The organism is Sphingobium sp. (genome assembly GCF_033795625.1).
GTDB lineage: Bacteria > Pseudomonadota > Alphaproteobacteria > Sphingomonadales > Sphingomonadaceae > Sphingobium.
Genome location: NZ_JARYGI010000002.1, coordinates 169,936 through 194,798, shown reverse-complemented (window position 1 = coordinate 194,798; position 24,863 = coordinate 169,936). Strand labels below are relative to the sequence as shown.

The window sequence follows — 24,863 nt, the reverse complement described above, 5'->3', positions numbered from 1 at the left end:
CGCTGGCTGCATTCATCGCTGCGATGCCATGCCATCAGCTTCTCCTCGACCCGCTCGATCTCGCACTTGAGGGCGCCGTACTCCTCCGCATGGAGCGCAAACAGTTCACGCGCCAAAGCTGGGATTGTCTCATCCGCAGCTATCGTCTCAAGCAAGGGCTCGATCCGGCACATGCCGCTTGCCGTAGTCACCCCAAATTCGGCTGCGAACCCGCGGACGGCGTTGGCAAGCTGCGTGCGTCTTTTGATCAGACGCGTGCGCACGCCGACGAGCATGAGCGCCGCCTGTTGGTCTGCGGTTTTAACCGGCACGAAGCGCATCGTCGGGCGGCTCACGGCCTCGCATAGTGCCTCAGCATCGGCCGCGTCATTCTTGCCACGCTTGACATAGGGTTTGGCTAACTGGGGCGCGATCAGCTTTACCTCATGTCCGAAGGAGCTGAGCAGGCGCGCCCAATGATGGGAGGCACCACACGCTTCAATCGCAACGAGCGTTGGCGGCAGCTTCTGGAAGAACTTGACCATCTCACGGCGGCTTAGCTGCTTGCGCAGTACTGGCTGTTCTGCAGCATTCACTCCGTGAAGCTGAAAAACGCTCTTTGACGTGTCGATGCCGATGCGGATAATATCTGTCACGGGCGGCTCCTTCATATGAGTGTTCAACGACCTCATCCTGGCACATCACGATGCCGTTGGGAGCCGTCCAACCCAACACTGCTGGTGCCGTCCGAAGCGCTGATCCGCACCGGCAAGCGGACACTGGTGATGCTCGCGCTCGACAAGGGGCGCTACCGGCCTGCCGAGGTACAAACTGGTCGTGAATCCGGCGACGGCACCGAAATCCTGGCGGGCTTGAGCGAGGGCGAGAAGATCGTCGCCTCGGGCCAATTCTTGATCGACTCCGAGGCTAACCTCTCGGGCGTGGAGGCACGGCCGATCGGCGGGGCCACTCCGGCCGCAGTTGCCAAGCCCGCCGCTACAGCGGCGCTCTACGAGACCGTGGGCAAGATCGAGCAGATCACGGCCAATTCGGTGACACTCAGCCACGAGCCGGTGCCGGCGATCGGCTGGCCGGCGATGACGATGACCTTCCAGCTCCCCGATCCGAAGATCGCGCGCGGCCTGAAGACCGGCGACCGCGTGCGCTTCGGTTTCGATCGGCCGCCTGCGGGACCGGCCGTGCGGCGCATGGCGAAGGTCGCGGGCCAGTGATCGCTCACCTCATCCGCTGGTCGGTCCGCAATCGCTTCTTTGTCCTGATCGGGATGCTCGCGCTGGTCGGCGCGGGGCTAGGCGAGCACCGCATAGGCACCGCCGAACGTCACCACCGCCATGGTCGAGAAGAAGGTCGCGATCTGGGTGAAGACGCTGCCTTGCCCTGCGATCAGCAGCAGCGCGGCTACGGGGCGAGCCAAAGTGCCAGCCACACCACGGCTTGGCGCAACGACTGGCCGATGGTGGGGCTGGCATGCGCGGGCAGTTCCTCCCCGAGCAGCGTGTCGGCATCCTCGACGATGGCGCCCTTGGCCGCCCCGTGCGGTGCATCACAGCGATCTGCCCGGCGGGGCCGCCGAACGACAAGGCAGCGATCCTGAGCCAGACCCAGAAGGCCTCGCCGAGCGATACCGGAGCAATGGTAGCCCGCGTCGGCGCGCCTGTCATGTCGATGGACGCGGTACTCATGCCGTCACCGCCTTGGCACGCGCGCCCTTGGGCTGGCGAGACCCAGTCATGGGTTTCACCGGTCGCGTCGCGGCACCAGCGATAGAGCGCATCATAGACGAGCATGCCCGCGTCGAGTTGCTCGAGATCGTCGGCGAACATGCGGGACAGGCCGAGCGACAGCGCGACGAGCCCCGCGGCCTCGGGCACGAGATCGGGCCGCGCCGTATCGGCGCCGCGAACGATCAGCGCAAGATGGGTGAGCGGCTTGAGACCGCCCAGGCCGAAGCCGTCCACCATCACGTCGAAGGTGCAGCGCTCGCCATCGTGGCTCCAGGTGACGCCGTCGCCCTCCACATCGAATGGCGTGGCCCCGAACCGTTCGGCGACGCCCGCGACCTCGGCTGGCGCGACGAACAGGAAGACGGCGTTCGGATCGACGAAGCGCCGGATCAGCCAAGGGCAGGCGATGCGGTCAACTTGGGCCGCGCGCGCGTGACCCAGACTGTCCGGCCCTGTGCATCGCGCGGCGGCAAGGCCGATTCCGGCACCAGGGGATGGCCCGCCTGGATCCAGGCGTGGATACCGCCATCCAGCGCTTCCGCGTCGGCCCCGGCTTGGCGCAGCCATGCCGCCGCGCCCTGGCTGAGCTTGTGCCCTTCGCGGCAGGCGACGACCACGCCCTTGCCGCGATAGTCTGCCGCCCAGTTGGCGACCTCGGCCCATGGCCGGCGGACCGCGCCCGGGATCAGCCGGGCGTCGGCGGCAAAATCCTCGTCTGTCCGGACGTCGATGATCGCCGGTCCCTTGGCGGTGCCGACGAGACGAACAAGCTTGTCGATGGGAATCGTGTTGAGAGCAGGCATGCGGCGTCCTCGATGAAAGCAGGACGCGATACTTCAGCATGTCGCCTCATGGGGTGATCGCGATCCCCATGGCACCGATCTAATGCCTGTGTGACCGAGTCTGTCAACCGTGTGTTCGCGCTACTGTTGTTATTGCTACAAATATTTGGAGATCGTCCGGAACTCCTCGACTGCCGAACCGACCCCTTCGGTCTGTTCCGCATGAGCGAGGCAGTGGTCGATATGATCGTTGATCAGCGCCTTCTTTGCGTTGGTGATCGCCTTCTCGACCGCGTGGAGCTGCTGGGCGATGTCGATGCAGGGCCGCCCCCCCTCGATCATCTCGACGATGCTGCGCAGATGGCCGCCCGCACGATTGAGTCGCTTGACGATCGCGGGGTGACTGTCGTGCCTGTGATCCGTCATCGCGCATATCCCGCCAGCCGTTCGCCTCGGGTTTACTTATCCTCCCCGGGAGGATAGCTCAAGCAATCCTATATCCCCCTGGGGGGATAGATTCGGGTCAATCGGGACATCTCCCAGACATGCTATCCGTTCTTGCCAATCGGACCTATCGCCACCTGTTTCTGGCGCAGGTCATCGCGCTCGTCGGCACGGGGCTTGCGACGGTGGCGCTCGGCCTGCTCGCCTATGACATCGCCGGCGGCAGCGCGGGTGCGGTGCTAGGGACTGCGCTTGCGATCAAGATGGTCGCCTATATCGGCGTCGCGCCTGTGGTCGGCGCCTTTGCCGACAGGTTGCCGCGCCGTGCCTTCCTCGTCAGCATGGACCTGATACGAGCGGGCGTCGCGATCTGCCTTCCGTTCGTCGATCAGGTCTGGCAAGTCTATGTCTTGATATTCGTCCTGCAATCCGCATCGGCCGCGTTCACGCCGACCTTCCAGGCGACTATCCCCGACGTGCTGCCAGAAGAACGAGATTATACCCGCGCCTTTTCACTCTCGCGGCTTGCCTATGACATGGAGAGCCTGACCAGCCCGATCCTCGCCGCGGCACTGCTCACAGTCATCAACTTCCATTGGCTGTTCTCGGGCACCGCGATCGGCTTCCTCTGCTCGGCCGCGCTGGTCGTCTCGACCGTGCTGCCGAAGGCGGCTGCATCAGCGCCGCGCGAAGGCGGCATCTACGCCAAGACCACGCGGGGCACGCGCATCTACTTGAAGACGCCGCGCCTGCGCGGACTGCTCGCGCTCACGCTCGCATCCGCCGCGGCGAGTTCGATGGTGATCGTCAACACGGTCGTGATCGTGCGCGGCAATCTCGGCCTTTCGCAGCGCGATGTCGCTTTCACGCTGGCGGCGTTCGGCGGCGGTTCGATCCTTGCCGCCCTGACCCTGCCGCGGATCCTCGACCGGGTTGCCGATCGCACGATCATGATCGGCGCCGCGGTCGCGATGACGATCGGCCTCGGCCTGCTGGCCGTGCTGACTGCAAGTTTCGGCCAGGGTGCTGGCTACTGGCATGTCATACTGGCGGGCTGGTTCGTTCTCGGCGTCGCCTATTCGATGAGCGTCACCCCGTCGGGTCGCCTACTCAAGCGTTCGGCCAATGCCGATGACCGGCCCGCGCTGTTCGCCGCGCAATTCGCGCTCAGCCATTGTTGCTGGCTGATCTGCTATCCGCTGGTCGGGCAACTCGGCGCGGGAGCCGGCCAGGCAGCGGCGTTCAGTGCCATGGCAGCGATTGCCCTGGTCGGTACGACTGTCGCGCTTTGGGTCTGGCCGCAGGGCGATCCCGATGCGGTCGAGCATGATCATGCCGATCTGTCGCCCGACCATCCGCATCTGCGCGAACATCATCGCGCTGCGCAGCCGCACGCCTTCGTCATCGACGATCTTCATCATCACTGGCCCCGGCAATGACGGCGGACGTTTCACATTTGCTGCACCGCATCAGCGATGTGCTTGTCGATCCGCACCATGCGCGATAGGTTCGCCGACATGACGGCATCGTCGGCCAGATCGCGCCTTCCCGCGCAGGGAGGCATTCGCATGCGCCTTCCGGCGCTATTGGCGATTCTGGCGTTGTTCGGGATGCTGGCGCTCGCCAACTGGCATGACGCGATGCCGCATGTCCATGACGGGGACCATGTCGTCAGCCTCGAGACCGACCATCATGATCATGCCCCCGGCCAGCAGCCCGATCAGGCCGACCTCATGCACATGGCCGCCCATGTCGTGCTCCAGACCATCGTTGTGCCGGCGCCGCCGGTGGTGACAGCCGTTCTGGCACCGCTTTCTGCGAGCTGGACTCTCGGCGTGGCCGAGGGCTCGCGCTCCATTGCCCCTCTATCAATTCTCCGTCCCCCCCGAGGCTGACCGCACGCGCTGGATCGGCGCGTCGCCATTGCAACCTTCAAGGGGACAAGAACATGAAAGCCTTTATGGGCCGGCTGCCGCGTCGCGCGGTGTCCGGCATGATGGTCGCGACCTGTGTCGTGGCCCTGAGTGTGGGCGCGCACGCCCAGACCGAAACCGCGCCCACTCAGGCGCAGGTCGCACCGCCTTACGCGACGCTGCTGCGCCAAGCCGGTGACGCGCCGCGTCTCGCCGTCAGCGAAGCGGAAATACGCCGCGCCGAGGGGCTATCCGAGCAGGCCCGCGCCCGTCCCAATCCCAGCATCAGCGTGATGACCGAGAATGTCGCGGGTTCATCCCCCTATAGCGGGTTCGACCGGGCCGAGACGACAGTGCAATATAGCCAGCCGATCGAACTCGGTGGCAAGCGATCGGCGCGGATTGCCGCCGGGCGAGCGGGCGTCGCTCTGTCACGCGCGCGCGACCGCGACGCACGCGTGGCCTTCGCCTATGATCTGGCGCGTGCCTATGCGGCCGCTGAAATAGCCGACCGACGGATCAGCCTCGCGGAAGACGAAGTGGAAGAAGCGCAGAGCGATCTCCATGCCGCACAAGCGCTGGTCGGCGCTGGCAAGGAGGCAAGGCTCCGCGCGCTCCAGGCCCAGTCCGCGCTTAACGAGGAGAGCGCCGCGCTCGAACTCGCCAGGGCGAACCGCATTAGCGCCTATGCGCGCCTTTCGGCGCTCGTCGGGACCGAGCGGCCCTATGCAAGCCTGTCGGAATCACTGCTCGACGGCGGCCCGAACGCCCCCGTCGGTCCGGTCGATCCGCAATCAACCTCGACTTTCATCGTGGCGCAGGCCGAACGAGAGACGGCATCACGGCGGTTCGAGGTCGAGCGGCGGCGCGCGACACCGGACATCACCGCTAGTGTCGGCGTGCGGCGGCTCGATTATGAAAACTCGACTGCCGTCGTCGGGGGCATCTCGATCCCGTTGCACATCTTCGACCGCAACCGCGGTAACATCGCGGCGTCTCGGGCCGAGATCGATGCCGCCGAGGCCCGCCTTGCGGTGGCGCGCAACGAGGCGCGCGCCGAGGCGCAGGCGGCGGTCGCCGAACTTGCCGCTTCAGATGCTCGGGTCCGCCACCCCCGACATCAAGGAAAGGGAAGATTGAGCCATGATCTTCAAGCCCCATGTTCTTTAAGCGCGCCGTCCAGCGTTACGCCCAGACGCCCGAGCCCGAGACGCCCTATCAACGCGCCGGCCAGGCCTGGGATGACCGCATCGGATCGGCCCGCGTCCAGGCCCGCAACTGGCGGTTGATGGCGTTCGGCACGCTGTCCCTAACGACGGCAATGTCGGGCGCACTCATCTGGCAGTCGCTCCAAAGCCGGGTCACGCCCTATGTCGTCGAGGTCGACCATCTGGGCGAGGCCCGGGCGGTGACCGAGGCCGAAGCGGGATATAAGCCCACCGATCCCCAGATCGCCTGCCATCTGGCCAAGTTCATCGAGAATGTCCGCGGGGTCTCGCTCGATCCGGTGCTGATGCGCCGCGATTGGCTATCGGCCTATGACTTCGCCACGACGCGAGGAAGCCAGTTCCTCGGTGACTATGCGCGGGCCGCGGGCCCCTTCGCCAGGATCGGCGAGCGCACCGTATCGGTCCAGGTGACCAGCGTCGTCCGTGCATCGGATCGCTCCTTCCAGGTCAAATGGACCGAGACGGCCTATGAGCGCGGGAGCGAGGCGGGTTCCCGGCAACGCTGGCCGTCGGCGAGGCGCCGCCGATTTTTCTGGTAGACCGGAAAGGCGATGCCCAGCTCGTCAACTATCGCGTGAAGAACCGCTTCTACATCGTCGATCGGATCTTCGACGTCGCCGAGCTTCGCCTCGGCACGAAGCACCAGCAGATTGTCCGCATCAACCGGGTGGCCGAAGGCGCGCCCGCGCGGAGGGGATCATGACCGTCGAGGCGGCGGCCCCACCGGCACCCGAGACCCCCGCCACACCGGGCAAGGTGGACCCGGAAACGCTGGCGCTTCGCGCCCAGCCGGCGCGGGCGATCCGTTTCAAGCGCGGCGCTGTGGTGGCGATCGCCGCGCTTGGTTCGGTCAGCCTGATCGCGACGGCCTGGGTCGCGCTGCGGCCGTCCGCATTGCACCTCGCTGGACAAGCCGATGAACAGACGGTCGCGGCAAAGGCACCGGCCGATACGCTGAGCGGACTGCCGGGGAGCTATGGCGACGTGCCCAAGCTCGGACCGCCATTGCCGGGCGATCTCGGCCGGCCGATCCTCGATCATCAGCGCGCGATGGGCATCGCGCCGGCGAACGGCGAAACCGGTCGAGCGGAACAGGCCGCCGCGACCGAACGGGATCGACGGGCAGCAGAGTTGAAGGCGGCGCGCGAATCGGGATTGCTGGTGCAATCCGGCCGCACCGATCCGACCCGCGGCGCCGATGCGGCACCGTCGTCTCCCCCGGCAGCGCCTGCGCAGGAGGCTCGGCTCGCGATCGATCCAGATCGCGACCCCAATGCCCAGCAGCATAAGGCCGACTTCGTCGCAGCGCGCGACACCGGCGGCGACGTGAATGAGCATCGGTTGAGCTCACCGGTGTCGCCGGACATGCTGTCCGCCGGCAGTGTCATCGCGGCAAGCCTAATCACCGGGCTTCGATCCGACCTCCCCGGCCTCGTCACCGCGCAGGTGACGGAGCGGACCTTTGATAATCAGTGAAATGCAGCACAAGCTCGCAACATGGGCCGAAGACGACCCGAACCGTAGGTTCGACCGTCTTTTTCGGCTTATTGCCGACGAGACGTGGCTTGGTGAGGCGGCTCGGATCGTGTTGGCGTCTAGCGGCGCCCATACCCCGGGCATTGACGGAATAGACAAGCAACGCATGCAGGCTGGACTGGCAGAAAATCTGGCCAGCTTGCGAGCGGACCTGCTGAGCGGGAATTACCACCCACAGCCGGTCAAGCGGATCTATATCCCGAAAGCCAACGGCAAGCGACGACCGTTGGGTACTGCCGTTATGCCGATGACTTCGTTGTCACCGTCAAGGGCACCAAGGCGCAGGCCGAAGCCATCCGTGAAGAATGCCGGGACTTTTTGGAAGGGCGACTGAAATTGACGCTGAATATGGATAAGAGCCATATTACACACGTCGATGACGGGTTCGTTTTTCTGGGGCACCGGATCATTCGCAAACGGGGATCGAGCGGACGCATGTCCGTGGTCACCACGATCCCCAGAGAGAAAGCCAGGACCTTCGGTCACCGACTGGTCAAAGCGCTCTCCGGTAATCACGAAGTTGCCGCGGTGGACATGGTCGCCAGCCTGAACCGTCAACTGACGGGCTGGGCGGCGTTCTACAAGTTCACCGACTTCACAGCGCGCACATTCCGGCGCATCGACCAAGTCGTGTTCTGGAAATTGGCGCACTGGCTGGCACGCAAATATCGTTCCCGGATCAAGCCTTTGATGCGGAAGTGGTACCGGGTGCCAGCGGCCGGTCATGCTTCTGGCGCGCATGGCTGCCACCCTGCAACCTGCGATCAGGCCTGCACGCAGCATGCAGCAGGTGCAGATGGCAGAGCTCATCAATGCCCGCGACGGGCTGGTGCGTGATCGTACGGCACTCAAGAACCGCGAGAAAAACCTCACCATCGCTCTGCTCAAGCGCCAGTGTCGGCAACGGCTTGAACAGATCGACCGACATATCGAGGCGCTCGATGCCAAGATCGCCACTCTTGTTGCTGCCGATGCCACACTCGCCCGTCGGCACCAGATCCTGACCAGCATCGCGGGCGTGGGAACGCTGACCGCCAACCAACTCATCGCCACCATGCCTGAACTCGGCAGCCTTGAGAACAAACAGGCCGCTGCACTGGCTGGCCTTGCACCCGTCGCACGCCAGTCCGGACAGTGGAAAGGGAAGAGCTTCATCCGCGGTGGCAGAGCCAACGTGCGGCAGGCCCTCTACATGCCTGCTCTGGTCGCTGCGCGCTTCAATCCAGACCTCAAAGCCAAGTACCAGCAACTCATCACCGCCGGAAAACCAGCCAAAATCGCAATTACCGCTGTCATGCGAAAGCTTGTCGTCACCGCAAACGCTCTCCTCAAAGCAGACCGCTGCTGGCAGAAATCTAGCGCTTGATCATCACGGATACTCTAACGTCGTGCTGGCTTGGAATACTGCGGCGATGCAGACCGAAATCAAGGCCGATCCTGCCCTCTACCCAACTGAGCATCTGACGCATATTGCGCCAATCGCGCACCGTCACATCAACATTAAGGGCGTCATGCGTTTCACCATCGAGCCACACCACCAATTGGTGCGTAAAGGCGCCGGAAAGTCCAAAAATGCCCAGCTGCGAATTTGAATACTTAGAAAAATGGAATCATCAAAAATGGCTGCTTTCCGCCATTCTCACTACCGCTACTTCTGGGGAAAATGTTACGGGAACCCCATGTGGCAAAACCTTCAACGCCTCGCTTGGCTTGAAGGCAGAGCTGCGCCCGCCTAAGGGCCAGACGGCGGTAGAACAAGCCGCCAAGATCCCAATCAACCCGGAAACAGAGACCGAATAGGACGCCTCACGCTGAGTAGCGGCATATTTTGCCGCTCATGCATCAATTGAGGCGGATTCGAAATGTCCATTGCTGATCGCTTTGCGGCGTTTCGCCGTTGACCCGTCTTACTCAAGGCGCGATGATGGTGCCTGCTGCAGCGTAGATATCGAGATCGGGCAGTACAGAGGCGGCCCTTCGGCCGGCGACCGAAGGAATGTCTGCGTGGTCCGGCGTGGTACATTGGTGCTTTCCTCATATCCCAACGGACGGCCGTCCACTCAGGGCCAAGTTCTCCCCGACTAAAGGCGATATGTCTCACTCAAAGGAGCAGATTGGCATGTCTTTCACGAATGATCTTCTTGTCGATCTTGCCGGTGGCGGTAAGTGGAATGGATTCAAAAATGATGCGATCAGGCATCCACCATCGTACTACCCGTTCGGCGAGCCAGTCGGCAATGATATGTTCATCAATGTCGGCGTTGTCATGAGCCTCGATCAAAAGGAGCGGTCGCTCTTCCCATTTCGGGTGAGGAATGCCGACCACGGCGGCTATCTTCACGCCCGGACACGCAACCGCTACATTCTCTAGATCAATGGAACTGATCCATTCACCGCCGGACTTGATCACGTCCTTCTTACGATCGGTGATGCGCATGAAGCCAAACCTATCGATGGTGGCAATGTCGCCAGTATCGAACCAGCTATCAGCATCAGTCGCCAGCTCGTCCGTCCGGAAATAGCGCGAGAGCACCCACGGACCACGTACATGGAGCGCGCCCGACTGTTCACCGTCATGCTGCAAATCGGCGCCGTCCTCATCGACGATGCGCATTTCGATACCGAACATCATTCGGCCCTGACGAGTCCAGATGACCTCGGCTGCCTCTTCCTCCCCTAGTGTCTCGAGCGCCGGGGTCGGGGTTGAAACGACTCCCAAAGGCGACGTCTCGGTCATGCCCCATATCTGCTGGACCTTGACCCCGTAACGACGCTCGAACGTTTCAGCCATTGCGCGGGGGACCGCCGAGCCTCCAATTATGACACGCTGAAGGCTGCCCGGCGTTCCACCGGTCTGATCAAGGTGCGTCAAATACATTGTCCAGATGGTCGGTACGCCGCCAGAAAAGGTAACCTGCTCGGTCTCAATCAGTTGCTGCAAATTGGCGCCATCGAGCCGCTCGCCAGGAAAAACGAACTTCGACCCATTGATGGCGCCCGCGAACGGCAGACCCCAAGCGGTTGCATGGTAGAGGGACTGGCATGGCATGATAACGTCGAAAGCACTGAAATTGAGTGCACCCGGAAGCCCGGCTGCCAGCGCGTGCAGTACGACCGAACGGTGCGAATAGAGTGCCCCCTTCGGGTCGCCCGTCGTACCAGAGGTGTAGCAAAGGAAAGCGCCGCTATTTTCTTCAAGGCGCGGCCAGCCGAAGATGGTCGGAGCCCCTGCGATGCGTGCGTCATAGTCGCCGGCAGTGAGCGCAATGAAGTGCTCGATTGTCGTGAACTGCGGCTTGAGCCGTTCGACGATTTCCTCGAGGTTGGCGTCGTAGCTCAGCACGCGGCTGCCGGCATGGTTGATGGTGTAGACGAGATGCTCATCGGGTAACCGGGGGTTGGCGGTATGCAGTACCGCCCCCATGCCAGGCACGGCGTAGAACAGTTCGAAATGGCGATGCGTGTTCCACGCCAGCGACGAAACACGATCGCCCTGTGCCACTCCCAAAGCGGTCAGCATATGTGCGGCCTGCGCCACACGCGCAAACGTTCCAGCATAATCAGAACGCCAGATCGGCTCGCCGATCAACTTTGAAACAATTTCACGCGTTCCATGTGCAACTGCCGCGAAACGCAAGATGTCGATGATCGACAGCTGCGCGTGCTGCATGAGTCCGGGGTAAGGGCTCATCCATTTTTCTCCTGTAAATACCTCAGCGGGTTGCCGCTGCTACACCTCTGCTGGGCGATGCAGACTATTCTGTAAGGAAACTTAGGACGATCTCAATAAACCGGTCGCGCTTCTCGATCTGCGTCCAGTGTCCGCATTTGCCGAACACGTGAAGCTCGGAGTTCTGCAGCAGCGCTGAATAGCGATAGGCCACCTCGACCGGAACAATCATGTCCTCCCGACCGTGAACGATCAATGCCGGCGCGGTGATCGCGCGAACCTCATCTTCCGGCGTGGCAAGACGGTCGAGCTTTTCCTGACGAGGTTCCGGGAAGAGGCGCGAGAAATTTTCATGGCTGCCGGGGCGGATACTTGCCTCGTGACGCGACTCCACAATTGCGTCCTTCACCAGCGATGGGTCGTAGGCAAAGGTTTCCATCAACTTGCGCATATTGCGGAGCGAGGGTTCGTAGCCCCAAACCTCGCGCAGGCCGTCGCTCATTTCGAACCGAAGACCGGCAGCCCCCATAAGAACGAACTTCACGACGCGCTTCGGATGGCGTGCTGCGATAGCGAGACTGAGCGCGCCGCCGTAGCTATTTCCTATAAACCGCGCCTTCGTGATCCCCAGCGCATCCATGAACGCGACGACGTGATCCACCCAGAAATCGAGCGTAAAATCGGCGACCTCCGCCGGACACTCGGTATAACCGAAGCCCACCATGTCGGGCGCATAAACATGATAATGCTCGGCAAAGGCTGGGATAATCCCGTTCCAGTTGGCGAAGGCGGTTACACCTGGTCCGGAGCCGTGAATCAACAACAGCGCTTCGGCATTGTTCTCCCCCGCTTCGATATAATTGGTGCGAATGCCGCCGGCTTGAACCGATTTGCCGATTTCTGGATTACTCACTTCAATCTCCTCAGTCATTGCATCGGCATTCAGCCGATTGCCGCCAGCATCCCAAACCCACGACGTGTTCCGCGGCGCAAGTCGTAAACAACGCAGCGATCAGTTCTTGCACACATGCGGCAATATCTCGCCTTCAAATACTATAGATATCCAGCACGTTGGGAATGATATCATTTGCTAGAATTACTTTGCGAGACACGATTTTCAGGTCCTGACCATCGGGCTCGAAATCGTGGCGCTGTTGACCAAAGAAGTTGTGCTGCTTTCCCAGCTTATAGCTGTAAACGACCCAGTTCGATTGCACGATGACGCGATCTTCTTCGAACCTGCTCGATATCACCGACGTGATATGGCAGGTTCGTGGTAGCGGCAGAGATGCAAGCGACTGGTCTGTCCGTATCCGGTACACGCGATCCTCTAGGCCAGTCCGATTGGGATAGTAGATCAACGACATCTGTCGATGTGGATCGCTGGTATAATTGTCCTCGTCCAACCAGCACGGCAACCAGTAAGTCGCTGATCGCGCATACAGGTCTAACCAAGCGTTCCAATCCCGATTGTCGAGAAACCAGCCTTCCAGACGCACCAGATCGGCAGCCCGAGACAATTGGGTCTCGCTCATTCTGCTGCCTCCAGCAGGTCCGTGCGCTGCGCGCCATCCATCATCATTTTCCGCCAATAACGATGCTGGTTCAGGAAAATGCCCTCATCCTGAAGATGCGTGCCGTAGTATTGCGGCGCACAGCCAAGCTTCTCCGCGCGCTCATCACCGCCTTGTCGCATGTGCGCCCACCCGCGTGAGACATCGCTCCACTCGGCGTGACGCGCAGCAAAGCCGGCTTGCGTCGCGTTGAACGCCGCCAAATCGTCCGGGGTGGCTAGCCCCGATGCGTTGAAGAAATCCTCATATTGGCGGATGCGCACGGGGAGCAGATGGGCAGCCTCGTCATGCGGGACAAAGCCGAACGCCTTGACTTCGGTCTTATCAACGGCCAGCGGCCGGAAAGTACGGATTTGGCTGCTCATCTGGTCCATCAGCAACAGGTTGGGGAAAATGAAAAGATTACGCCAAGTATGCGTCATCCAATGCGCACGATCTGCACCGAACCGGGCTTCAAACTTTTCGTGGGAGGCGTGGGCGGGACGAACCTGCGGGTTCGGAAGCTCGTTCCACAGAACGACGTGACCGTTTTCGAATGCGTAATACCCGCCCGCCAACTTGTTGAACCCCGACACGTCGACCGCGCTAACCACGTCATTTCCGGCGGCGATTCGCTGGCGGTTATTAGTAGTCAAAATGTAATTACTGTGGATTGAACCGACATGATAGCCGTCCACGCCGTTCTCAGCCTGCAACTTCCAGTTGCCATCGAAGGTGTAGACCTGTGGCCCCGGGATTACGTCGATCTGCCCGTTCTCGTCTTGGTCGACCACGAGGTCGATGAACGCCTTCGCGCCGCCCAGGTAGTCCGGTAGGCTCATGATGTCGCGGTTAAGCGAGCCAAATATGAAGCCTCGATAGTTTTCGACCCGCGCGACAGCCTTCAACCCGAGATTGGCCTTGCTGAAACCGGGGCCATAGCCTGCTTGCGCCATGTCTCCGCATCCGATCAGTTCGCCGTCGTTGCGATAGCTCCAGCTGTGGAAGGGGCAGATAAATAGCTTCCGGTTCCCACTTGCACGCGTCTCAAGCATTGCTCCGCGATGCTGGCAGGTGTTGAGAAATGCCTTCAGTCCTCCATCGATCTGTCGCGATAGAATTACTGGCTGCTGACCAATATAGCATGTCACAAAATCGTTGGGTTTAGGAACCTGACTTTCATGGGCAAGATAAACCCAACCCGCCGCGAAAACATGCTCCATTTCAAATTCAAACAAGCTAGGATCGGTGAACATTGTCCGATGGATCCGAAAGACGCCATCCGCGTCGCGCTCCTCAATCAGCGCTTCAAGTCCAGCTTTATCAGGAGTCGTCATACACCTCTCCAAGTCGGTTTTCTTCGTGACATGTCACACTGCTTAGCATCACTGGCCCTTTTTACGCAAGCCCGGTTGTTTGAGCTGTGCGCTTAGTGCACGTCTGCCCCACAACAAAGGAGATCTCCGCGAGAAGCGCCGCTTGCCACTGGCATGTCACGGTGCTAGATGATTGCTCGCGAAAAAAGCTGGGAGGTGTCTAGTGAGTAAAGTGACTGAGCTTGGCTATGTCGGGCTTCACATCTCGGACGGCGATGCGTGGCGGCGGTTCGCAGCAGACGTTGCGGGGCTGGAAGTGTTCGACGAAGGGGAACCTGACAGGTTCTACTTGCGAATGGATTATTGGCATCATCGCTTTGTGATGCACATCGGCGGGGAAGACGATCTGGCCTACATGGGCTGGCGGGTTGCAGATCAGGACGCGCTGGACGAAGTTGCTGGCCGGCTGGATACTGCGGATATTCCGTACATAGCAGGCACCGTCCAGGAAGCGGCTGAGCGTCGAGTACTCGGCTTGATAAAGCTGGCAGATCCAAGCGGAAATCTGGTCGAATTATTTTATGGGCCGTTAATTGCGATGGACATGCCGTTTCATCCTGGACGCCGCATGCACGGCAAGTTCAAGACCGGTGCCGAAGGGCTAGGTCATATTCTTGTTCACGCCGATGATCCGGTCGCATCCCATCGCTTTTACAAGCTTCTAGGTCTTGAGGGTTTCATCCAATATCACCTCAACACGCCTATCGGTCGCGCGGAGCCGACGTTCATGCACTGTAACGATCGACAGCATTCTATCGCATTTGGCGTGAACGGGCCTAAGCGTCTAAATCACCTGATGCTCGAATACACCGAGCTGAACGATCTTGGAAAAGCCCATGACGTGGTCCGCTCCCAGGGTATTGATGTGGCCTTACAGCTTGGCAAACATTCGAACGACGAAGCACTGACCTTTTACTTTGCGACGCCATCCGGCTGGTTGCTCGAACTCGGCTGGGGAAGCGCGAAATCGTTCAGCCAGCAGCAATACCATACAAATGACGTGTTTGGGCACGGCCCCGAAGTGTCAGGTATGCTCGACGTCGAGCTCTGATGTGAAGGCCGGCAGCTCATAGTCTCCGGCTTTATTCAGCTAATATCGGGCTGCACTGAGATCGAACTCCTCGCCACGAACGGCGCGGAGCTTCCACGACCAATAGGGCAACTTACTCAACATTCCACCGTCGGCCAGAATCGCCTGCCCAGTAATCATCCTAGCGCGGTCGGATGCGAGGTACACGGCGATGTCTGCGATGTCTTCCGGCTCGGCGAGGTACGGCAGCGGGGTCTCGTCCGCGAACAACTGCAATATCTCGGGCGGCAATGTCGCCCTGCCGCGCGCTGTCAGAACCGCACCGGGTACCACGGCATTGCAACGAATATTATCACGGCCATATGCGACCGCGACTTCCCGCGTAAGTGCATGCACACCAGCTTTCGCCGCGCTGTAAGCGGTCAGATCGACTGTAGCCGCTAGCGCTCCGCCGGACGACGTGTTGACGATTGCTCCGCCTCCGCGACGGCGCATATGCGGTATTGCGTATTTGCACCCCAGCATGACACTGGTGAGATGGCCGTCCAGCGTTTTTCGCCACATCTGCGCCGTCATATCAGTGACCTCCGCGTCGGGCGCCTGCGTTCTGGGGATCCCCGCATTGTTGTGCAGGATATCGAGTCCTCCATAGGCTGAAACAGCGTGTTCAATTGCCGCCTTGATGTCCTCCTCGACAAGCACGTCCGTTTGAGCAAAAGACGCTTCTAGCCCATCGCCCTTCAGCGCCGTGATCAGTGCAGTGGCGGCCGCCGCGTCGACGTCCGCTACTACCACCGCCGCCCCAAGCTCGGCGAACTTTCGCACGGTCGCTGCGCCGATCCCGGCGGCGCCACCGGTCACAACTGCGACTTTATCCTTGAAGCTGATCATCTTTACTCCCTTCAGAGCTGTGACGATCAGCTTCCAAGATCGCCAACAATCGTTTTTAGAATCGGTAGGACGCGCCAACGCCGACGCGCCGTGGCGACTCGTACGTTACATCGGTGGTCAACGGCCCGTTCCTGATTTCGCGATAGACCTGCTGATTGGTCAAATTGGTTGCCCAAAGCGTGAACCGCCAATTGGCATTGGAGGTAGTGTATGAAAGCTCGCCGCTCACGAGCGTGTAAGGCTTTTGAGAAAAGCGGTTTGCGAAGTCGAAATAAACCCTGGAGCTGTGGTAGACATTTCCTGCGACGCCGAAGGTGCCGTTCGCAAGTTCCTTGTTCCACACGACGCCCAGAGCAAGCGAGCTTTCAGGCGACCTGGTAAGCTGATTACCGGACGCGTCTTCGGACACTGAGGAGTTTCCGCCGATGGGAAGCGGCACAAATCCTTGTGCGTTCGGAAAGTCCTTGTATGCACTGTGCGTGTAAGCAGCTGACGCCCGAACTTTCAAATGCCGTGTCACTGCTGCAGTAAGCTCTATCTCGCCCCCGTAAATCTCGGCGGATGCCGCATTTTGGAGAATGAACGTGTTTCCAGCCGGCGCCCGGGCGACGACCTGCAGATTTTGATAATCATAATAATAAGTCGAAATATTCATGCGGAGCCATGACAATGGATCCACCTTGAGCCCGATCTCATATGCATCAATCGTCTCAGGATCGACCGGCGTGGGTGTGGTTGAGGTGAAGTTGTACACACCGCTTTTATATCCGGTACCATATGTCGCGTAGATGTTCGCACTGTCCGCAAACTCGTACCGAAGCGCGCCGCGATACGTTACCTTATCGAAACTACGGCTGGCCTCTCCGAACAGGTTTATACCGTTCGCAATTTGCTCGAATTTGCGCTGTTCCCAAGTGTACCGAACGCCAAGGGTCAGGAACAGCTGCGGAACGAGTCGATAGGTGCCTTCGCCAAATCCTGAGTAGGACTCCGTCTTAAGGGTCGGGTTTAGGGAGGTTGACGATTGCACCGTGCCGGGGCCAGCGGGCTGCGAAAGAATGCGGAGCCCGGACTCTGAATCGAGGCTGAAGCCGTACAGGCCAATCAACCATTGAAACGGCCCTGGCTCAGTTGAGAGCAAACGGATTTCCTGGCTGAGAGACTTTGTGTTGATATTCGGCTCATTCGCCGACACTACGCCCAGGAAAATGTTTGATGCGTCCGAGTCAGTCACCTGAACTGTCCGGGTATGCATGTAACCAGTAGTCGTTTCCAAGTTCACCGATCCAAGGTCGAACCGCGTCCGGAGCGCCAGATTGAAGCGCTTGAAATCGAGAACGGGCACCGTATCGGCCGACGACTGCCATGCTTTGGTTGGCACAATGGCTCCGGTGAACCGGCGACCTGCGGTGTTACCATTGAACGGCTGTGTAGTGTTGGTTGATCCATCCTGATCAGCATATTCTGCTGTCAGAACGAATCGCGCTGCGTCACTTGCCTCCCACAGCAGCTTCCCACGAAGATTGAATATCCGGTTTCCGCCGAGGTTTCCACCACGCACGAGATCGGTGATGTAGTCATCGGTTTTTCGGTAAACCACCGAAAGATCGGCCGCCAATGTTTCGGTCAGCCCGCCCGTGATATACGCCTTCGCATCGACATCGGAGGCATCATTCCTCAGCCGACCGTAACGAGCGCTGATATTCCCGCGCAAGTCGAAGGAGGGATCCGGCGTTATGACGTTGATGAGACCACCGGTCGCGTTTCGCCCAAATACTGTCCCCTGCGGGCCTCTAAGAACCTCAACACGTTCAACTTCAGCCAAATCGACGAACGTCGAATAGGGGTCCGGCTGATAGACGCCGTCGATGTAGGTTGCAACATTCGCCTCGTCGGCAGCTGAAACGCTGGAGGATCCAACCCCGCGAATGACGGGCAGAAATAAGCCGATATTCTTTCCGCCAAAAAAGCCAGGAACGACTTGTGTCAGGCTCCTTACGTCCTGCACGCCCGAACTCTCGATCGCTTCACTGGTCAGTGCGGTGACTGCCACCGGTATGTTCTGAAGACGTTCCTCGCGGCGTGTCGCCGTGACGACTATATCTTCTAGACCAATTTCCGCGCGTGCAGGCGTCGCTTCAGCAGACACATTTGCTTGCGGAGTCTCAGATCCGGCAGTTTGCGCCAATACCGGACTTGAAAATGCTACGGATGCATAAAGTATAGATTTCGAAATAGGTTTCACAACACTCCTCCCTTACATAGCCCGCATTCGAGCTTTATCTAGATTTATAATTTGGTCATGGTGCATTCATCATAATTCCATTGACGAATGGCTTGTGTGCCACGTGCTTTTCCATCAGTATTTCAGCACGAAATGCGTCCCGTGCTTTGATAGCCTGCTGAATTTCGGATCTCTCTACGCTCAACAGACGCGCGCTGGTCGGAAGGAGTTTAGCCTGACCTTGCCACAGGTAAAATGTGGCAAGTCGACGCATAATAGCAACTCGCCCCTCGAGCGACGGAGATTTAGCCATCGCCCAGATCTGCCGATGATAATCATACAAGTTTGTTATGTAGTCTAGGCGCTCGGTTTGGGTTTCGAGCCACATTGCTGTGCCGCGATCAGCTATTTCGGCTAGCACGTTACCCTGCTCACCCTCGTATCGCCGCGCAGCAAAGCCGGCTGCCGCAGCCTCCAGCTTGCCCAACGCTACAAAAAAATCTCCTATTTCTGTTGCAGACGGGGAAACCACACGGCAACCAACCCGCGGAATCACTTCGACGTATCCAGAACTACGAAGATGCCCAATTGCGGCAGCAACCGGCTGCCGACTTGCATCAAACTGGCGTGTCAGTTGAGCAATAGAAAGGGTCTCGCCAAACTGGTACTCTCCCAGCATCAGGCGACGCTCCATCTCCACTGCCACGCGACCTGCCTTACCTGAAGGGTCCGCAATATCGTCCGTCTGGACTAGCGCAAGATGCGACTGGCGATCGACAGCGGTGTGCAATTGTTTCAACGCCCTCTCCTTGCTAAGCCTCGGTTAGCACTCTGACATGTCACGTCAATAAGAAATGAAACGATCTGATGCCTCGCGCCAGGGAGAACTACCTTTGAATAGGCATGGGCCGAACTTCTCGATTCCAAAAAGCTAATACACCTCAGCATGTTACGCCACGCCGGCTCGCCAAACTTCAGAACCTCTGATCCGCGAAAGATTTAGCTCTTGGCATGGCAATTGCGCTGTTGCCTAGGCTTGGCGGCACAATCGGTTCGCAGCGGTGACTAGGATCGGGGCACCAGTGCTGCAATCTGTTCGGCTATCACAACAAGGCTCGGCACTAACTTGTCGTGCGAGCCCCGCAACGTCGCGCACCTAACCTGCGAAAAAACCGATATGGCAGCAAGCACTCGGCCGCCTGTGCAATATACGGGCACGGCAACGCAAACGAGCTCATCAGAAATCTCGCCGTCATCCACGGCATAGCCCCGCCGCTTGACGCGGCGTAGCTCGGCATCAAGTCCGGCAGGATCAACGATTGTCCGGGACGTGAGCGCAACGAAGCGGTTCGCGCTGCTTGCCGCTCGCGATGGTCGACATCGACGGCAATGCCCGCTGGCTGTGTGCGATGGAGCTCGATCGCTCCTACCGGCTCTTCTGTATCCGCACGGCTTTCACAATTGGCCGGAAGGGCTGGCGGACCCAGTCTGGACGCCAAACGCGCGGGTCATCACGCCGAGCGGTGCCGCGTCTCTGCCGCTCGCCGATTGTGCCACGCTCGATGCGGCGATCGAAGCGTGCTGGGCGCACTTCGCAACCCTCGACCGGGAGGCCCCGCAATGCTGAATCCGTTCCAACGCGCGTGCGCAGACGTCTATGGCGGCGGCGACTTCGCCCATGGCGACTGGTCCATCATCAGCGCGATCATCGATACGGAACTCGAAGGCCTCGATAGCTATGTGATGTTCACCGACTGATCTTCCTGGCGAGGGTGGCCATCAGCGATCGAGCCTTTCTTGGCGCAGGTGCGCGGCCAATTCCTTGGCCCGACCCGAGCCCTGCAGAAGATCGATATAGACCTGCAGAGGAGGAGCGAGGGCGACGCCATCGATGCGCTCCCCAACGGTCACGTCCCCTCGCGCTTTCGTTTCGATGATCCCAAGGTTCCAGCCTTCGGTTACCGGCCGCGCTTGGAGCCTCTCAAGCGCCCGATCCTGCGACGGACCGGGTACGATCCGACAGCGCAGCTGCGAGACACTGGACAGGTATGGCGCATAAGCTTGCGCGGCGGCTTCTGCCGTTACAGCATAGGCGGCGTCGGCGTCCCGGCAGGCCTCATCGAGCTTGCGGGCAAGACTCTCGGTATCGGCGCTCGACACATAGTACCGCGTCAGCTTTGCCGGCTTCTGGTCGGCGACGAAGGCGGTCCATGCGTCAAGCACAAGCCCGGGCGCGCGCAACCGGCGCAGCTTCGAGGGTCCGGAGCCCTTGATCTCGACCCATTCGCGGCGTTCCATCTCCCGCAGCGTGTCCGACGCCGTCGCGGCCGAGACTTCGGCCTCCTCGGCGATCTGTTTGACACTAACGTAGGCAGTGTGTCTCGCGAATATCTCCTGCACGACGCGAGCCCGCTGACCCTGAAAGATGGACCCGAAGGCTTTGTTGCTCTTCGCGGGAACCGGACGATCAATGTAAACGAAGGTGTTCGGCGAAGGGATGTAGAGCGATCCGCCAAGGTCATAAAAACCGATTTTTTCCTCGCGCAAAATGTCGCGCGCGCCCGGCGAGATCGCCCGCGCGACAAAGAAGGGAACGACTTCTCGATTGTTGGCGGCGTGATGGGCAAGATGATTGCGCAGCTGCCAGATCGCCTCGCGCACGTCGCGCGGAAAAGCTTCGCGCTTTGCTTCGACCAGAAGTTGGAGCGAACGGCCGGCGATCATGGCATCGACGATTGCATCAACCTTGCCACCGCGCGGCTTAAGCTCGACCTCACGTCCTTCGATCCAGGCCTGCCCCTCCGGCAAATCCCCTATCGCGTCGATAAGCCCATCAAGGAGCTCCTGCTCTTCCTGTTCGAATTTTAGCATATTTCCTATCCAGCAAATAACCGCCTTCTGTCATATATACGATATAACGTCCATATTCAGTGTGCAGTGATTTAGGCTTTGGTAGGAAGCGGACTAGCGTCTGCCAGAGAGGACTCATCTGGTCCGGCCTGAGTGCCTTCGTCACCACTACGAAGGCTACCGGCCGTTCAACGGAAGGCGATCCAGACCATCCTGCCTCAAGCCTTCACACCCTTGGTGCGGTACAGCGGGCTTGCGTGACAGCACCCTTTTCACGGGGGAGAGCCTTTCAGCGTTTCGTTGAAAAGCCTCATCGACTGAAAACCTGGGAATACGCATAGAGAGCTAGGTAGATGGCTGCCACTGTGTCCGATAAACGCGATTCTCGGACATAGGAATTGGCATGGCGGGGGCCTTCCGCTACGGTCGCTGCGATGGCCCGCGACCTGCTTCCATTGTCGACCAACCTCCCGGCTGATCTCCTCGCGGAGATCGCGGGCGCGCGCGACACGCTGGCGGCGTCGAAGGCCAGTTCCACCCAGAAAGCCTATGCCTCGGACTGGGAGCGTTTCTGCGACTTCTGTGATGCCCGCAATGTCGAGGCGTTGCCTGCCCATCCGGACATCGTCGCGCTGTTCGCCCATGTCGAGGCAGAGGCAGGCATTGCGCCGGTTACCATCGGACGCCGTGTCGCCGCGATTAATCATCACCACAAGGAAGCGGGCCTTGCCTCGCCCACCGCGCGCGACGCCGCCGGCGTCATTGCGCAGATGATGGCCGGCATTTGCCGGAAATATGCGCGGAAGAAAGATCAGAAGGCCCCAGCGGAGGCCGGGATATTGAAGGCCATGCTCGCGACGATCGCGGGTGATGGGTTGCGGGCCGTTCGGGATCGAGCGATCCTCGCCGTGGGAATGGCGGGTGCGTTTCGCCGCTCTGAAATAGCGAGCATGCAGTTGCCCGATCTCGAGTTCGAGACCTCTGGCGTGCGCATACCCACGTTCGACAAGCAATTTCCGGAGTCCAACCTTTGCCAATTTCTCTGAATGCCGCCTCCAGATGATACCCCCAGATAGCCTTTGCGTTTTGCCTCGCGTGACCGGCATTGAATATTAGGAATATCATGCTATATCGATATCCGGGATATCCAGATCGGAACAAGCGATGGCGACGACGTACCCCAGCGACCTCAGCACCGTCTCGTTTGAGACGGTGACCGGCACGGCAACCGAAGTGCGCAAAAGGCTAAAGGCGGGCGACGACGATCAGGTCGTCGCGCTGACGCTTGCGCATGGAAATCCGAAACTCGCGCAGGCGCTCGCCCAGGCGGTAGCGCTCATTGCACCGCTCGTCCTAGCGACATTAGGCAAGCAGGAAAAAGACGCAATCGCCAAGATCGTCGACGCACTGGTTCCATCGATTCCGTTGCCGCTGCACCTGATCCACGAGGCACAGATGAACGCGGAGGCACGGACGGCGGTACTTGAATCCGGCGAGTGGCTGACCGCGTCTCAACTCTCCAAGCTTGCTGGGTTCAGTGGCCAGAATGCCAGCGCCCAGCCCAATAAGTGGAAGCGCGAGGGGCGGATTTTCGCGATCCGCCAAGGCGGCAACGACTACTATCCAGGCTATGCGCTGGACGCGGACGCCGGCTATCGGCCAGTCAAGGGCCTGGCGCTGGTGCTCGCGCGCTTCGGGGATGCTCTGGACGAGTGGGACATCGCGACGTGGTTCGCCTCGGTGAACAGTTTTCTCGGCGGCAGGACGCCGATGGACCTGCTCGAGAGCCAGCCGGGACAAGTGCTGGCCGCGGCCGAGGACGAGATTGCCGGCGTGCAGCATGGCTAGAGCGAAGGGCGCGCGTGCGCCAGCGTCTTCCGCCATCGCGCCCGTAGTCGCTTCGGCTCTTCCAGTGGGCCCGGCTACGGTGCCGATCACCATTCCGACACCGCCACTAAATCTCAACAAGCTGGTGAGACGGGTTCCCTGGCCTAAGGCGGATATGATTCATCGGGTTCACCCCGACAAATATCTAGCCGACCAATTCAATCCTGGCCCAGCTGGTAATGCGCGCTTCAGTCCAATTCTCGATGCCAAGGGCAACTCGATTCCGACAATCTATGGGGGGACGACTTTTGACTGCGCCGCCATGGAGACGGTCTTTCACGATGTCCCCTTCGCGCCCGGGCTCAAGACGCACGCCAAGCGCAAGCTCAAGGCGCATCACTATTCCCAGGTGCTTTCCGTAGCCGATCTCACGCTCGCCGAGTTCACGACAACGGCGCTGCGCAAGCTCGGGATCAAGCGCGGTGAGTTGATCGAGACTGAGAAGAATATCTATCCGCAGACGCGCGCATGGGCAGAAGCGATCCACGCTCAGTGCCCGGATATACAGGGGCTATACTGGATTTCGCGCCAGGATGATCGGGCCGTGGCGGTTGTCTTGTTCGGCGACCGGCTCGGCCCCAGCCCGCTCACCGTCCACGCGCCCTCAGTCGATATCGTGGCCGATGCCTCGACCTACGCAAACGTCGTGACGCTTGCATCTCGCATTGGCGTCAAGATTACCGGCAAATAGGTGGGCTGCGCAGTTCGGAAGTAGGACCGGACTAGGTTGTTAGATGTCGGATGGGTCGGCAATTTCCGGACTGAATGCAATCTAGTCGGCTGATCCCGATCGTGGCGGGCTGGCCGCGCCGACTGCCTTGCGCGCGACCTTCATCGGCAGGTAAAGTCGCGCCGCCATTTGACCGAGCGGCGCGAACCCATAACGACCGTAGAAGGTGCCGGCATTCTCGTCGATTGGATCGACGACGATCATGCGCGAAGCGGCCTCAATCGAGCACAGGCGCGCCATCGCGTCGATCAGCAGCAACTCGCCCAGACCCTTCCCTTCATCGTGACATCGCGCGCGAGCCGGCCGATCAGAAAGGCAGGGATCCGGTCGTAGCCCGGCATGCCTTTCTTCTGCTCGGGCGACAATTCGCTCGCCAGCACCGCATGCGCCGAGATAGTGTAATAGCCGAGGATCCTTGCAGAGTCCGGCGCGAGCGCGACGAAGCAGGCCGCGATGTCGCTGCGCTCGTTCTGGCCTGCGAATTTTAATAGATAGTCGGTGAGCGAAGGTTGTTCACAGGCGAACGCACTTCGATCGTGCGCGGCTGCGAGCCGTTCGAACCGGACGTCGATCTCATCGCTCACGCATGGCCTGTAATCGCGCGGTGTCGCGCCGCGGCCGCGCGCAGCGCATGATTAGGGTTCGTCTCAGTGTCAAGCGCGCGTGCCAGCGTCGCGAAATCGTCGCGATTCAGGCGCGTTACCTCGGCGTCCTCGATCGCGCGCTGCGCGGCATCCTGTACCGCAGCCGTGACGAACGCTGCCAACGTCTGACCACGCAACGCCGCTGCTTGGCTCACGCGGTTGTGCAATGAGGGCGGCACCCGCACCTCAAGCCGTTCCGAGCGACGCTCGTGGGATCTCGCGACCATGACAATGCTCCTTCGTCTAATGTGTACGGCAATATACCCACAAAATCAAGATCACCGTGGTGGCGACACTTCGATGGCGCACTGACCAGCGTGGCTGCCTATAGCGGGAGATTTTGTCGCCCAAGCTGGCTTTGCGCAGAGGCCCGACATTAG

Annotated in this window: 27 protein-coding genes and 7 pseudogenes; 17 read left to right on the top strand and 17 right to left on the bottom strand. The window is 60.3% G+C overall.

All coding sequences use genetic code 11. The features are described from left to right. A partial coding sequence (locus QHC67_RS02100; protein ID WP_319290431.1) for an IS110 family transposase occupies positions 1-635 on the bottom strand: 635 nt, incomplete at its 3' end. A gap of 66 nt (positions 636-701) precedes the next feature. Between QHC67_RS02100 and QHC67_RS02095 the strand changes: the two are divergent. Then, positions 702-1,211, top strand: a pseudogene (locus tag QHC67_RS02095) (copper-binding protein); the annotation flags it as partial. A gap of 80 nt (positions 1,212-1,291) precedes the next feature. Here QHC67_RS02095 and QHC67_RS02090 read toward each other — a convergent pair. From QHC67_RS02090 to QHC67_RS02075, 4 genes and pseudogenes are all read right to left on the bottom strand, one after another. After that, positions 1,292-1,536 (bottom strand): annotated as a pseudogene (locus QHC67_RS02090) (chromate transporter); the annotation flags it as partial. Positions 1,537-1,814: 278 nt separating this feature from the next. Then, positions 1,815-2,114: pseudogene (locus QHC67_RS02085) on the bottom strand (chromate resistance protein ChrB domain-containing protein); the annotation flags it as partial. Next, on the bottom strand, positions 2,114-2,527 hold the full coding sequence (locus QHC67_RS02080; RefSeq protein WP_319290417.1) for a rhodanese-like domain-containing protein: 414 nt from the start codon (positions 2,525-2,527) through the stop codon (positions 2,114-2,116). The pseudogene QHC67_RS02085 and the gene QHC67_RS02080, both read right to left, overlap by 1 nt. A gap of 135 nt (positions 2,528-2,662) precedes the next feature. Next, complete coding sequence (locus QHC67_RS02075; RefSeq protein WP_137785169.1) at positions 2,663-2,932, bottom strand: metal-sensing transcriptional repressor; 270 nt, start codon at positions 2,930-2,932, stop codon at positions 2,663-2,665. A 119-nt stretch (positions 2,933-3,051) separates the two neighbouring features. Here QHC67_RS02075 and QHC67_RS02070 point away from each other — a divergent pair, with 119 nt between their 5' ends. The 11 genes and pseudogenes from QHC67_RS02070 to QHC67_RS02020 all read left to right on the top strand — a co-directional run bounded on the left by QHC67_RS02070 (position 3,052) and on the right by QHC67_RS02020 (position 9,428). Then, complete coding sequence (locus tag QHC67_RS02070) at positions 3,052-4,389, top strand: MFS transporter (RefSeq protein ID WP_319290413.1); 1,338 nt, start codon at positions 3,052-3,054, stop codon at positions 4,387-4,389. Positions 4,390-4,518: 129 nt separating this feature from the next. Beyond that, the gene (locus tag QHC67_RS02065) at positions 4,519-4,845 is read left to right on the top strand and encodes a hypothetical protein (protein WP_319290411.1); all 327 of its coding nucleotides are present in this window, start codon (positions 4,519-4,521) and stop codon (positions 4,843-4,845) included. A gap of 53 nt (positions 4,846-4,898) precedes the next feature. Further along, positions 4,899-5,957 (top strand): annotated as a pseudogene (locus tag QHC67_RS02060) (TolC family protein); the annotation flags it as partial. Positions 5,958-6,022: 65 nt separating this feature from the next. Then, positions 6,023-6,598 (top strand): annotated as a pseudogene (gene trbF, locus QHC67_RS02055) (conjugal transfer protein TrbF); the annotation flags it as partial. Further along, positions 6,595-6,795 carry a TrbG/VirB9 family P-type conjugative transfer protein gene (locus QHC67_RS02050; protein WP_413818472.1) on the top strand — a complete coding sequence of 67 codons (201 nt, stop codon included), beginning with the start codon at positions 6,595-6,597 and terminating at the stop codon, positions 6,793-6,795. The pseudogene trbF and the gene QHC67_RS02050, both read left to right, overlap by 4 nt. Beyond that, positions 6,792-7,568 (top strand): hypothetical protein, encoded by a 777-nt coding sequence (locus QHC67_RS02045; protein ID WP_319290409.1) that lies wholly within the window; start codon positions 6,792-6,794, stop codon positions 7,566-7,568. The genes QHC67_RS02050 and QHC67_RS02045 overlap by 4 nt, the downstream gene beginning before the upstream one ends. Positions 7,569-7,898: 330 nt before the next feature. Next, a pseudogene (locus QHC67_RS02040) lies at positions 7,899-7,976 on the top strand (hypothetical protein); the annotation flags it as partial. Beyond that, entirely contained in the window at positions 7,977-8,465 is a 489-nt protein-coding gene (locus QHC67_RS02035; protein WP_319290429.1) for a group II intron maturase-specific domain-containing protein, read from the top strand. Beyond that, a complete protein-coding gene (locus QHC67_RS02030; RefSeq protein ID WP_319290407.1) occupies positions 8,425-8,994 on the top strand; it encodes a transposase in 570 nt (189 codons plus the stop codon). The genes QHC67_RS02035 and QHC67_RS02030 overlap by 41 nt, the downstream gene beginning before the upstream one ends. 46 nt (positions 8,995-9,040) lie before the next feature. After that, entirely contained in the window at positions 9,041-9,220 is a 180-nt protein-coding gene (locus tag QHC67_RS02025; RefSeq protein ID WP_319290405.1) for a hypothetical protein, read from the top strand. Further along, positions 9,201-9,428 (top strand): hypothetical protein, encoded by a 228-nt coding sequence (locus tag QHC67_RS02020; RefSeq protein WP_319290402.1) that lies wholly within the window; start codon positions 9,201-9,203, stop codon positions 9,426-9,428. Before QHC67_RS02025 ends, QHC67_RS02020 begins: the two co-directional genes overlap by 20 nt. 301 nt (positions 9,429-9,729) lie before the next feature. On the opposite strand, the gene QHC67_RS02015 is transcribed toward QHC67_RS02020, so the two are convergent. The 4 genes from QHC67_RS02015 to QHC67_RS02000 all read right to left on the bottom strand — a co-directional run bounded on the left by QHC67_RS02015 (position 9,730) and on the right by QHC67_RS02000 (position 14,188). After that, positions 9,730-11,319 carry a long-chain fatty acid--CoA ligase gene (locus tag QHC67_RS02015; RefSeq protein WP_319290399.1) on the bottom strand — a complete coding sequence of 530 codons (1,590 nt, stop codon included), beginning with the start codon at positions 11,317-11,319 and terminating at the stop codon, positions 9,730-9,732. Between the two features lie 64 nt (positions 11,320-11,383). After that, complete coding sequence (locus tag QHC67_RS02010; protein ID WP_319290397.1) at positions 11,384-12,229, bottom strand: alpha/beta hydrolase; 846 nt, start codon at positions 12,227-12,229, stop codon at positions 11,384-11,386. 115 nt (positions 12,230-12,344) lie between these two features. Continuing rightward, positions 12,345-12,833 (bottom strand): aromatic-ring-hydroxylating dioxygenase subunit beta, encoded by a 489-nt coding sequence (locus QHC67_RS02005; RefSeq protein ID WP_319290395.1) that lies wholly within the window; start codon positions 12,831-12,833, stop codon positions 12,345-12,347. Then, positions 12,830-14,188, bottom strand: coding sequence for a Rieske 2Fe-2S domain-containing protein (locus QHC67_RS02000; protein ID WP_319290393.1), 1,359 nt, complete (start codon positions 14,186-14,188; stop codon positions 12,830-12,832). The genes QHC67_RS02005 and QHC67_RS02000 overlap by 4 nt, the downstream gene beginning before the upstream one ends. A 202-nt stretch (positions 14,189-14,390) precedes the next feature. On the opposite strand from QHC67_RS02000, the gene QHC67_RS01995 reads away from it, so the two are divergent. Next, a complete protein-coding gene (locus tag QHC67_RS01995) occupies positions 14,391-15,278 on the top strand; it encodes a VOC family protein (RefSeq protein WP_319290391.1) in 888 nt (295 codons plus the stop codon). 39 nt (positions 15,279-15,317) lie between these two features. Here QHC67_RS01995 and QHC67_RS01990 read toward each other — a convergent pair whose 3' ends face one another. The 4 genes from QHC67_RS01990 to QHC67_RS19165 all read right to left on the bottom strand — a co-directional run bounded on the left by QHC67_RS01990 (position 15,318) and on the right by QHC67_RS19165 (position 19,692). After that, positions 15,318-16,148, bottom strand: a complete 831-nt coding sequence (locus QHC67_RS01990) for an SDR family NAD(P)-dependent oxidoreductase (protein WP_319290389.1) — start codon at positions 16,146-16,148, stop codon at positions 15,318-15,320. A gap of 55 nt (positions 16,149-16,203) precedes the next feature. Continuing rightward, positions 16,204-18,297 (bottom strand): TonB-dependent receptor, encoded by a 2,094-nt coding sequence (locus QHC67_RS01985; protein WP_319290387.1) that lies wholly within the window; start codon positions 18,295-18,297, stop codon positions 16,204-16,206. A 151-nt stretch (positions 18,298-18,448) separates the two neighbouring features. Beyond that, a complete protein-coding gene (locus tag QHC67_RS01980; protein WP_319290385.1) occupies positions 18,449-19,171 on the bottom strand; it encodes a GntR family transcriptional regulator in 723 nt (240 codons plus the stop codon). 266 nt (positions 19,172-19,437) lie between these two features. Further along, positions 19,438-19,692: an IclR family transcriptional regulator C-terminal domain-containing protein gene (locus QHC67_RS19165; RefSeq protein WP_413818471.1), complete on the bottom strand. Its 255-nt coding sequence runs from the start codon at positions 19,690-19,692 to the stop codon at positions 19,438-19,440. Between the two features lie 300 nt (positions 19,693-19,992). Here QHC67_RS19165 and QHC67_RS01975 point away from each other — a divergent pair, with 300 nt between their 5' ends. After that, positions 19,993-20,130 (top strand): hypothetical protein, encoded by a 138-nt coding sequence (locus QHC67_RS01975; RefSeq protein WP_319290383.1) that lies wholly within the window; start codon positions 19,993-19,995, stop codon positions 20,128-20,130. A gap of 21 nt (positions 20,131-20,151) precedes the next feature. Here the strand turns inward: QHC67_RS01975 and QHC67_RS01970 are convergent, their stop codons facing one another. After that, on the bottom strand, positions 20,152-21,243 hold the full coding sequence (locus QHC67_RS01970; protein ID WP_319290381.1) for a hypothetical protein: 1,092 nt from the start codon (positions 21,241-21,243) through the stop codon (positions 20,152-20,154). 413 nt (positions 21,244-21,656) lie between these two features. Between QHC67_RS01970 and QHC67_RS01965 the strand changes: the two are divergent. From QHC67_RS01965 to QHC67_RS01955, 3 genes and pseudogenes are all read left to right on the top strand, one after another. Next, a pseudogene (locus QHC67_RS01965) lies at positions 21,657-22,217 on the top strand (integrase); the annotation flags it as partial. 169 nt (positions 22,218-22,386) lie between these two features. After that, on the top strand, positions 22,387-23,070 hold the full coding sequence (locus tag QHC67_RS01960) for an antitoxin Xre/MbcA/ParS toxin-binding domain-containing protein (protein ID WP_319290379.1): 684 nt from the start codon (positions 22,387-22,389) through the stop codon (positions 23,068-23,070). Continuing rightward, positions 23,063-23,800: an RES family NAD+ phosphorylase gene (locus QHC67_RS01955; RefSeq protein ID WP_319290377.1), complete on the top strand. Its 738-nt coding sequence runs from the start codon at positions 23,063-23,065 to the stop codon at positions 23,798-23,800. Before QHC67_RS01960 ends, QHC67_RS01955 begins: the two co-directional genes overlap by 8 nt. A gap of 81 nt (positions 23,801-23,881) precedes the next feature. Here the strand turns inward: QHC67_RS01955 and QHC67_RS01950 are convergent, their stop codons facing one another. From QHC67_RS01950 to QHC67_RS01940, 3 genes are read right to left on the bottom strand one after another with little or no spacing between them, the layout of a single operon-like run. Next, entirely contained in the window at positions 23,882-24,097 is a 216-nt protein-coding gene (locus QHC67_RS01950) for a hypothetical protein (protein WP_319290375.1), read from the bottom strand. After that, positions 24,088-24,423 carry a hypothetical protein gene (locus QHC67_RS01945; protein WP_319290373.1) on the bottom strand — a complete coding sequence of 112 codons (336 nt, stop codon included), beginning with the start codon at positions 24,421-24,423 and terminating at the stop codon, positions 24,088-24,090. The genes QHC67_RS01950 and QHC67_RS01945 overlap by 10 nt, the downstream gene beginning before the upstream one ends. Beyond that, entirely contained in the window at positions 24,420-24,710 is a 291-nt protein-coding gene (locus QHC67_RS01940) for a YlcI/YnfO family protein (protein WP_319290371.1), read from the bottom strand. Before QHC67_RS01940 ends, QHC67_RS01945 begins: the two co-directional genes overlap by 4 nt. Positions 24,711-24,863: the final 153 nt, after the last annotated feature.

Bases quoted from the DNA above. Each gene is read 5' to 3' on its own strand.
- QHC67_RS02080 (WP_319290417.1), bottom strand. From the start codon at position 2,527: ATGCCTGCTCTCAACACGATTCCCATCGACAAGCTTGTTCGTCTCGTC.
- QHC67_RS02035 (WP_319290429.1), top strand. From the start codon at position 7,977: ATGGATAAGAGCCATATTACACACGTCGATGACGGGTTCGTTTTTCTG.
- QHC67_RS02070 (WP_319290413.1), top strand. From the start codon at position 3,052: ATGCTATCCGTTCTTGCCAATCGGACCTATCGCCACCTGTTTCTGGCG.
- QHC67_RS02075 (WP_137785169.1), bottom strand. From the start codon at position 2,932: ATGACGGATCACAGGCACGACAGTCACCCCGCGATCGTCAAGCGACTC.
- QHC67_RS01940 (WP_319290371.1), bottom strand. From the start codon at position 24,710: ATGGTCGCGAGATCCCACGAGCGTCGCTCGGAACGGCTTGAGGTGCGG.
- QHC67_RS01990 (WP_319290389.1), bottom strand. From the start codon at position 16,148: ATGATCAGCTTCAAGGATAAAGTCGCAGTTGTGACCGGTGGCGCCGCC.
- QHC67_RS01975 (WP_319290383.1), top strand. From the start codon at position 19,993: ATGCTGAATCCGTTCCAACGCGCGTGCGCAGACGTCTATGGCGGCGGC.
- QHC67_RS01955 (WP_319290377.1), top strand. From the start codon at position 23,063: ATGGCTAGAGCGAAGGGCGCGCGTGCGCCAGCGTCTTCCGCCATCGCG.
- QHC67_RS02005 (WP_319290395.1), bottom strand. From the start codon at position 12,833: ATGAGCGAGACCCAATTGTCTCGGGCTGCCGATCTGGTGCGTCTGGAA.
- QHC67_RS02065 (WP_319290411.1), top strand. From the start codon at position 4,519: ATGCGCCTTCCGGCGCTATTGGCGATTCTGGCGTTGTTCGGGATGCTG.
- QHC67_RS01960 (WP_319290379.1), top strand. From the start codon at position 22,387: ATGGCGACGACGTACCCCAGCGACCTCAGCACCGTCTCGTTTGAGACG.
- QHC67_RS02015 (WP_319290399.1), bottom strand. From the start codon at position 11,319: ATGAGCCCTTACCCCGGACTCATGCAGCACGCGCAGCTGTCGATCATC.
- QHC67_RS02030 (WP_319290407.1), top strand. From the start codon at position 8,425: ATGGCAGAGCTCATCAATGCCCGCGACGGGCTGGTGCGTGATCGTACG.
- QHC67_RS02010 (WP_319290397.1), bottom strand. From the start codon at position 12,229: ATGACTGAGGAGATTGAAGTGAGTAATCCAGAAATCGGCAAATCGGTT.
- QHC67_RS02025 (WP_319290405.1), top strand. From the start codon at position 9,041: ATGCAGACCGAAATCAAGGCCGATCCTGCCCTCTACCCAACTGAGCAT.
- QHC67_RS02045 (WP_319290409.1), top strand. From the start codon at position 6,792: ATGACCGTCGAGGCGGCGGCCCCACCGGCACCCGAGACCCCCGCCACA.
- QHC67_RS02020 (WP_319290402.1), top strand. From the start codon at position 9,201: ATGCCCAGCTGCGAATTTGAATACTTAGAAAAATGGAATCATCAAAAA.
- QHC67_RS01970 (WP_319290381.1), bottom strand. From the start codon at position 21,243: ATGCTAAAATTCGAACAGGAAGAGCAGGAGCTCCTTGATGGGCTTATC.
- QHC67_RS02000 (WP_319290393.1), bottom strand. From the start codon at position 14,188: ATGACGACTCCTGATAAAGCTGGACTTGAAGCGCTGATTGAGGAGCGC.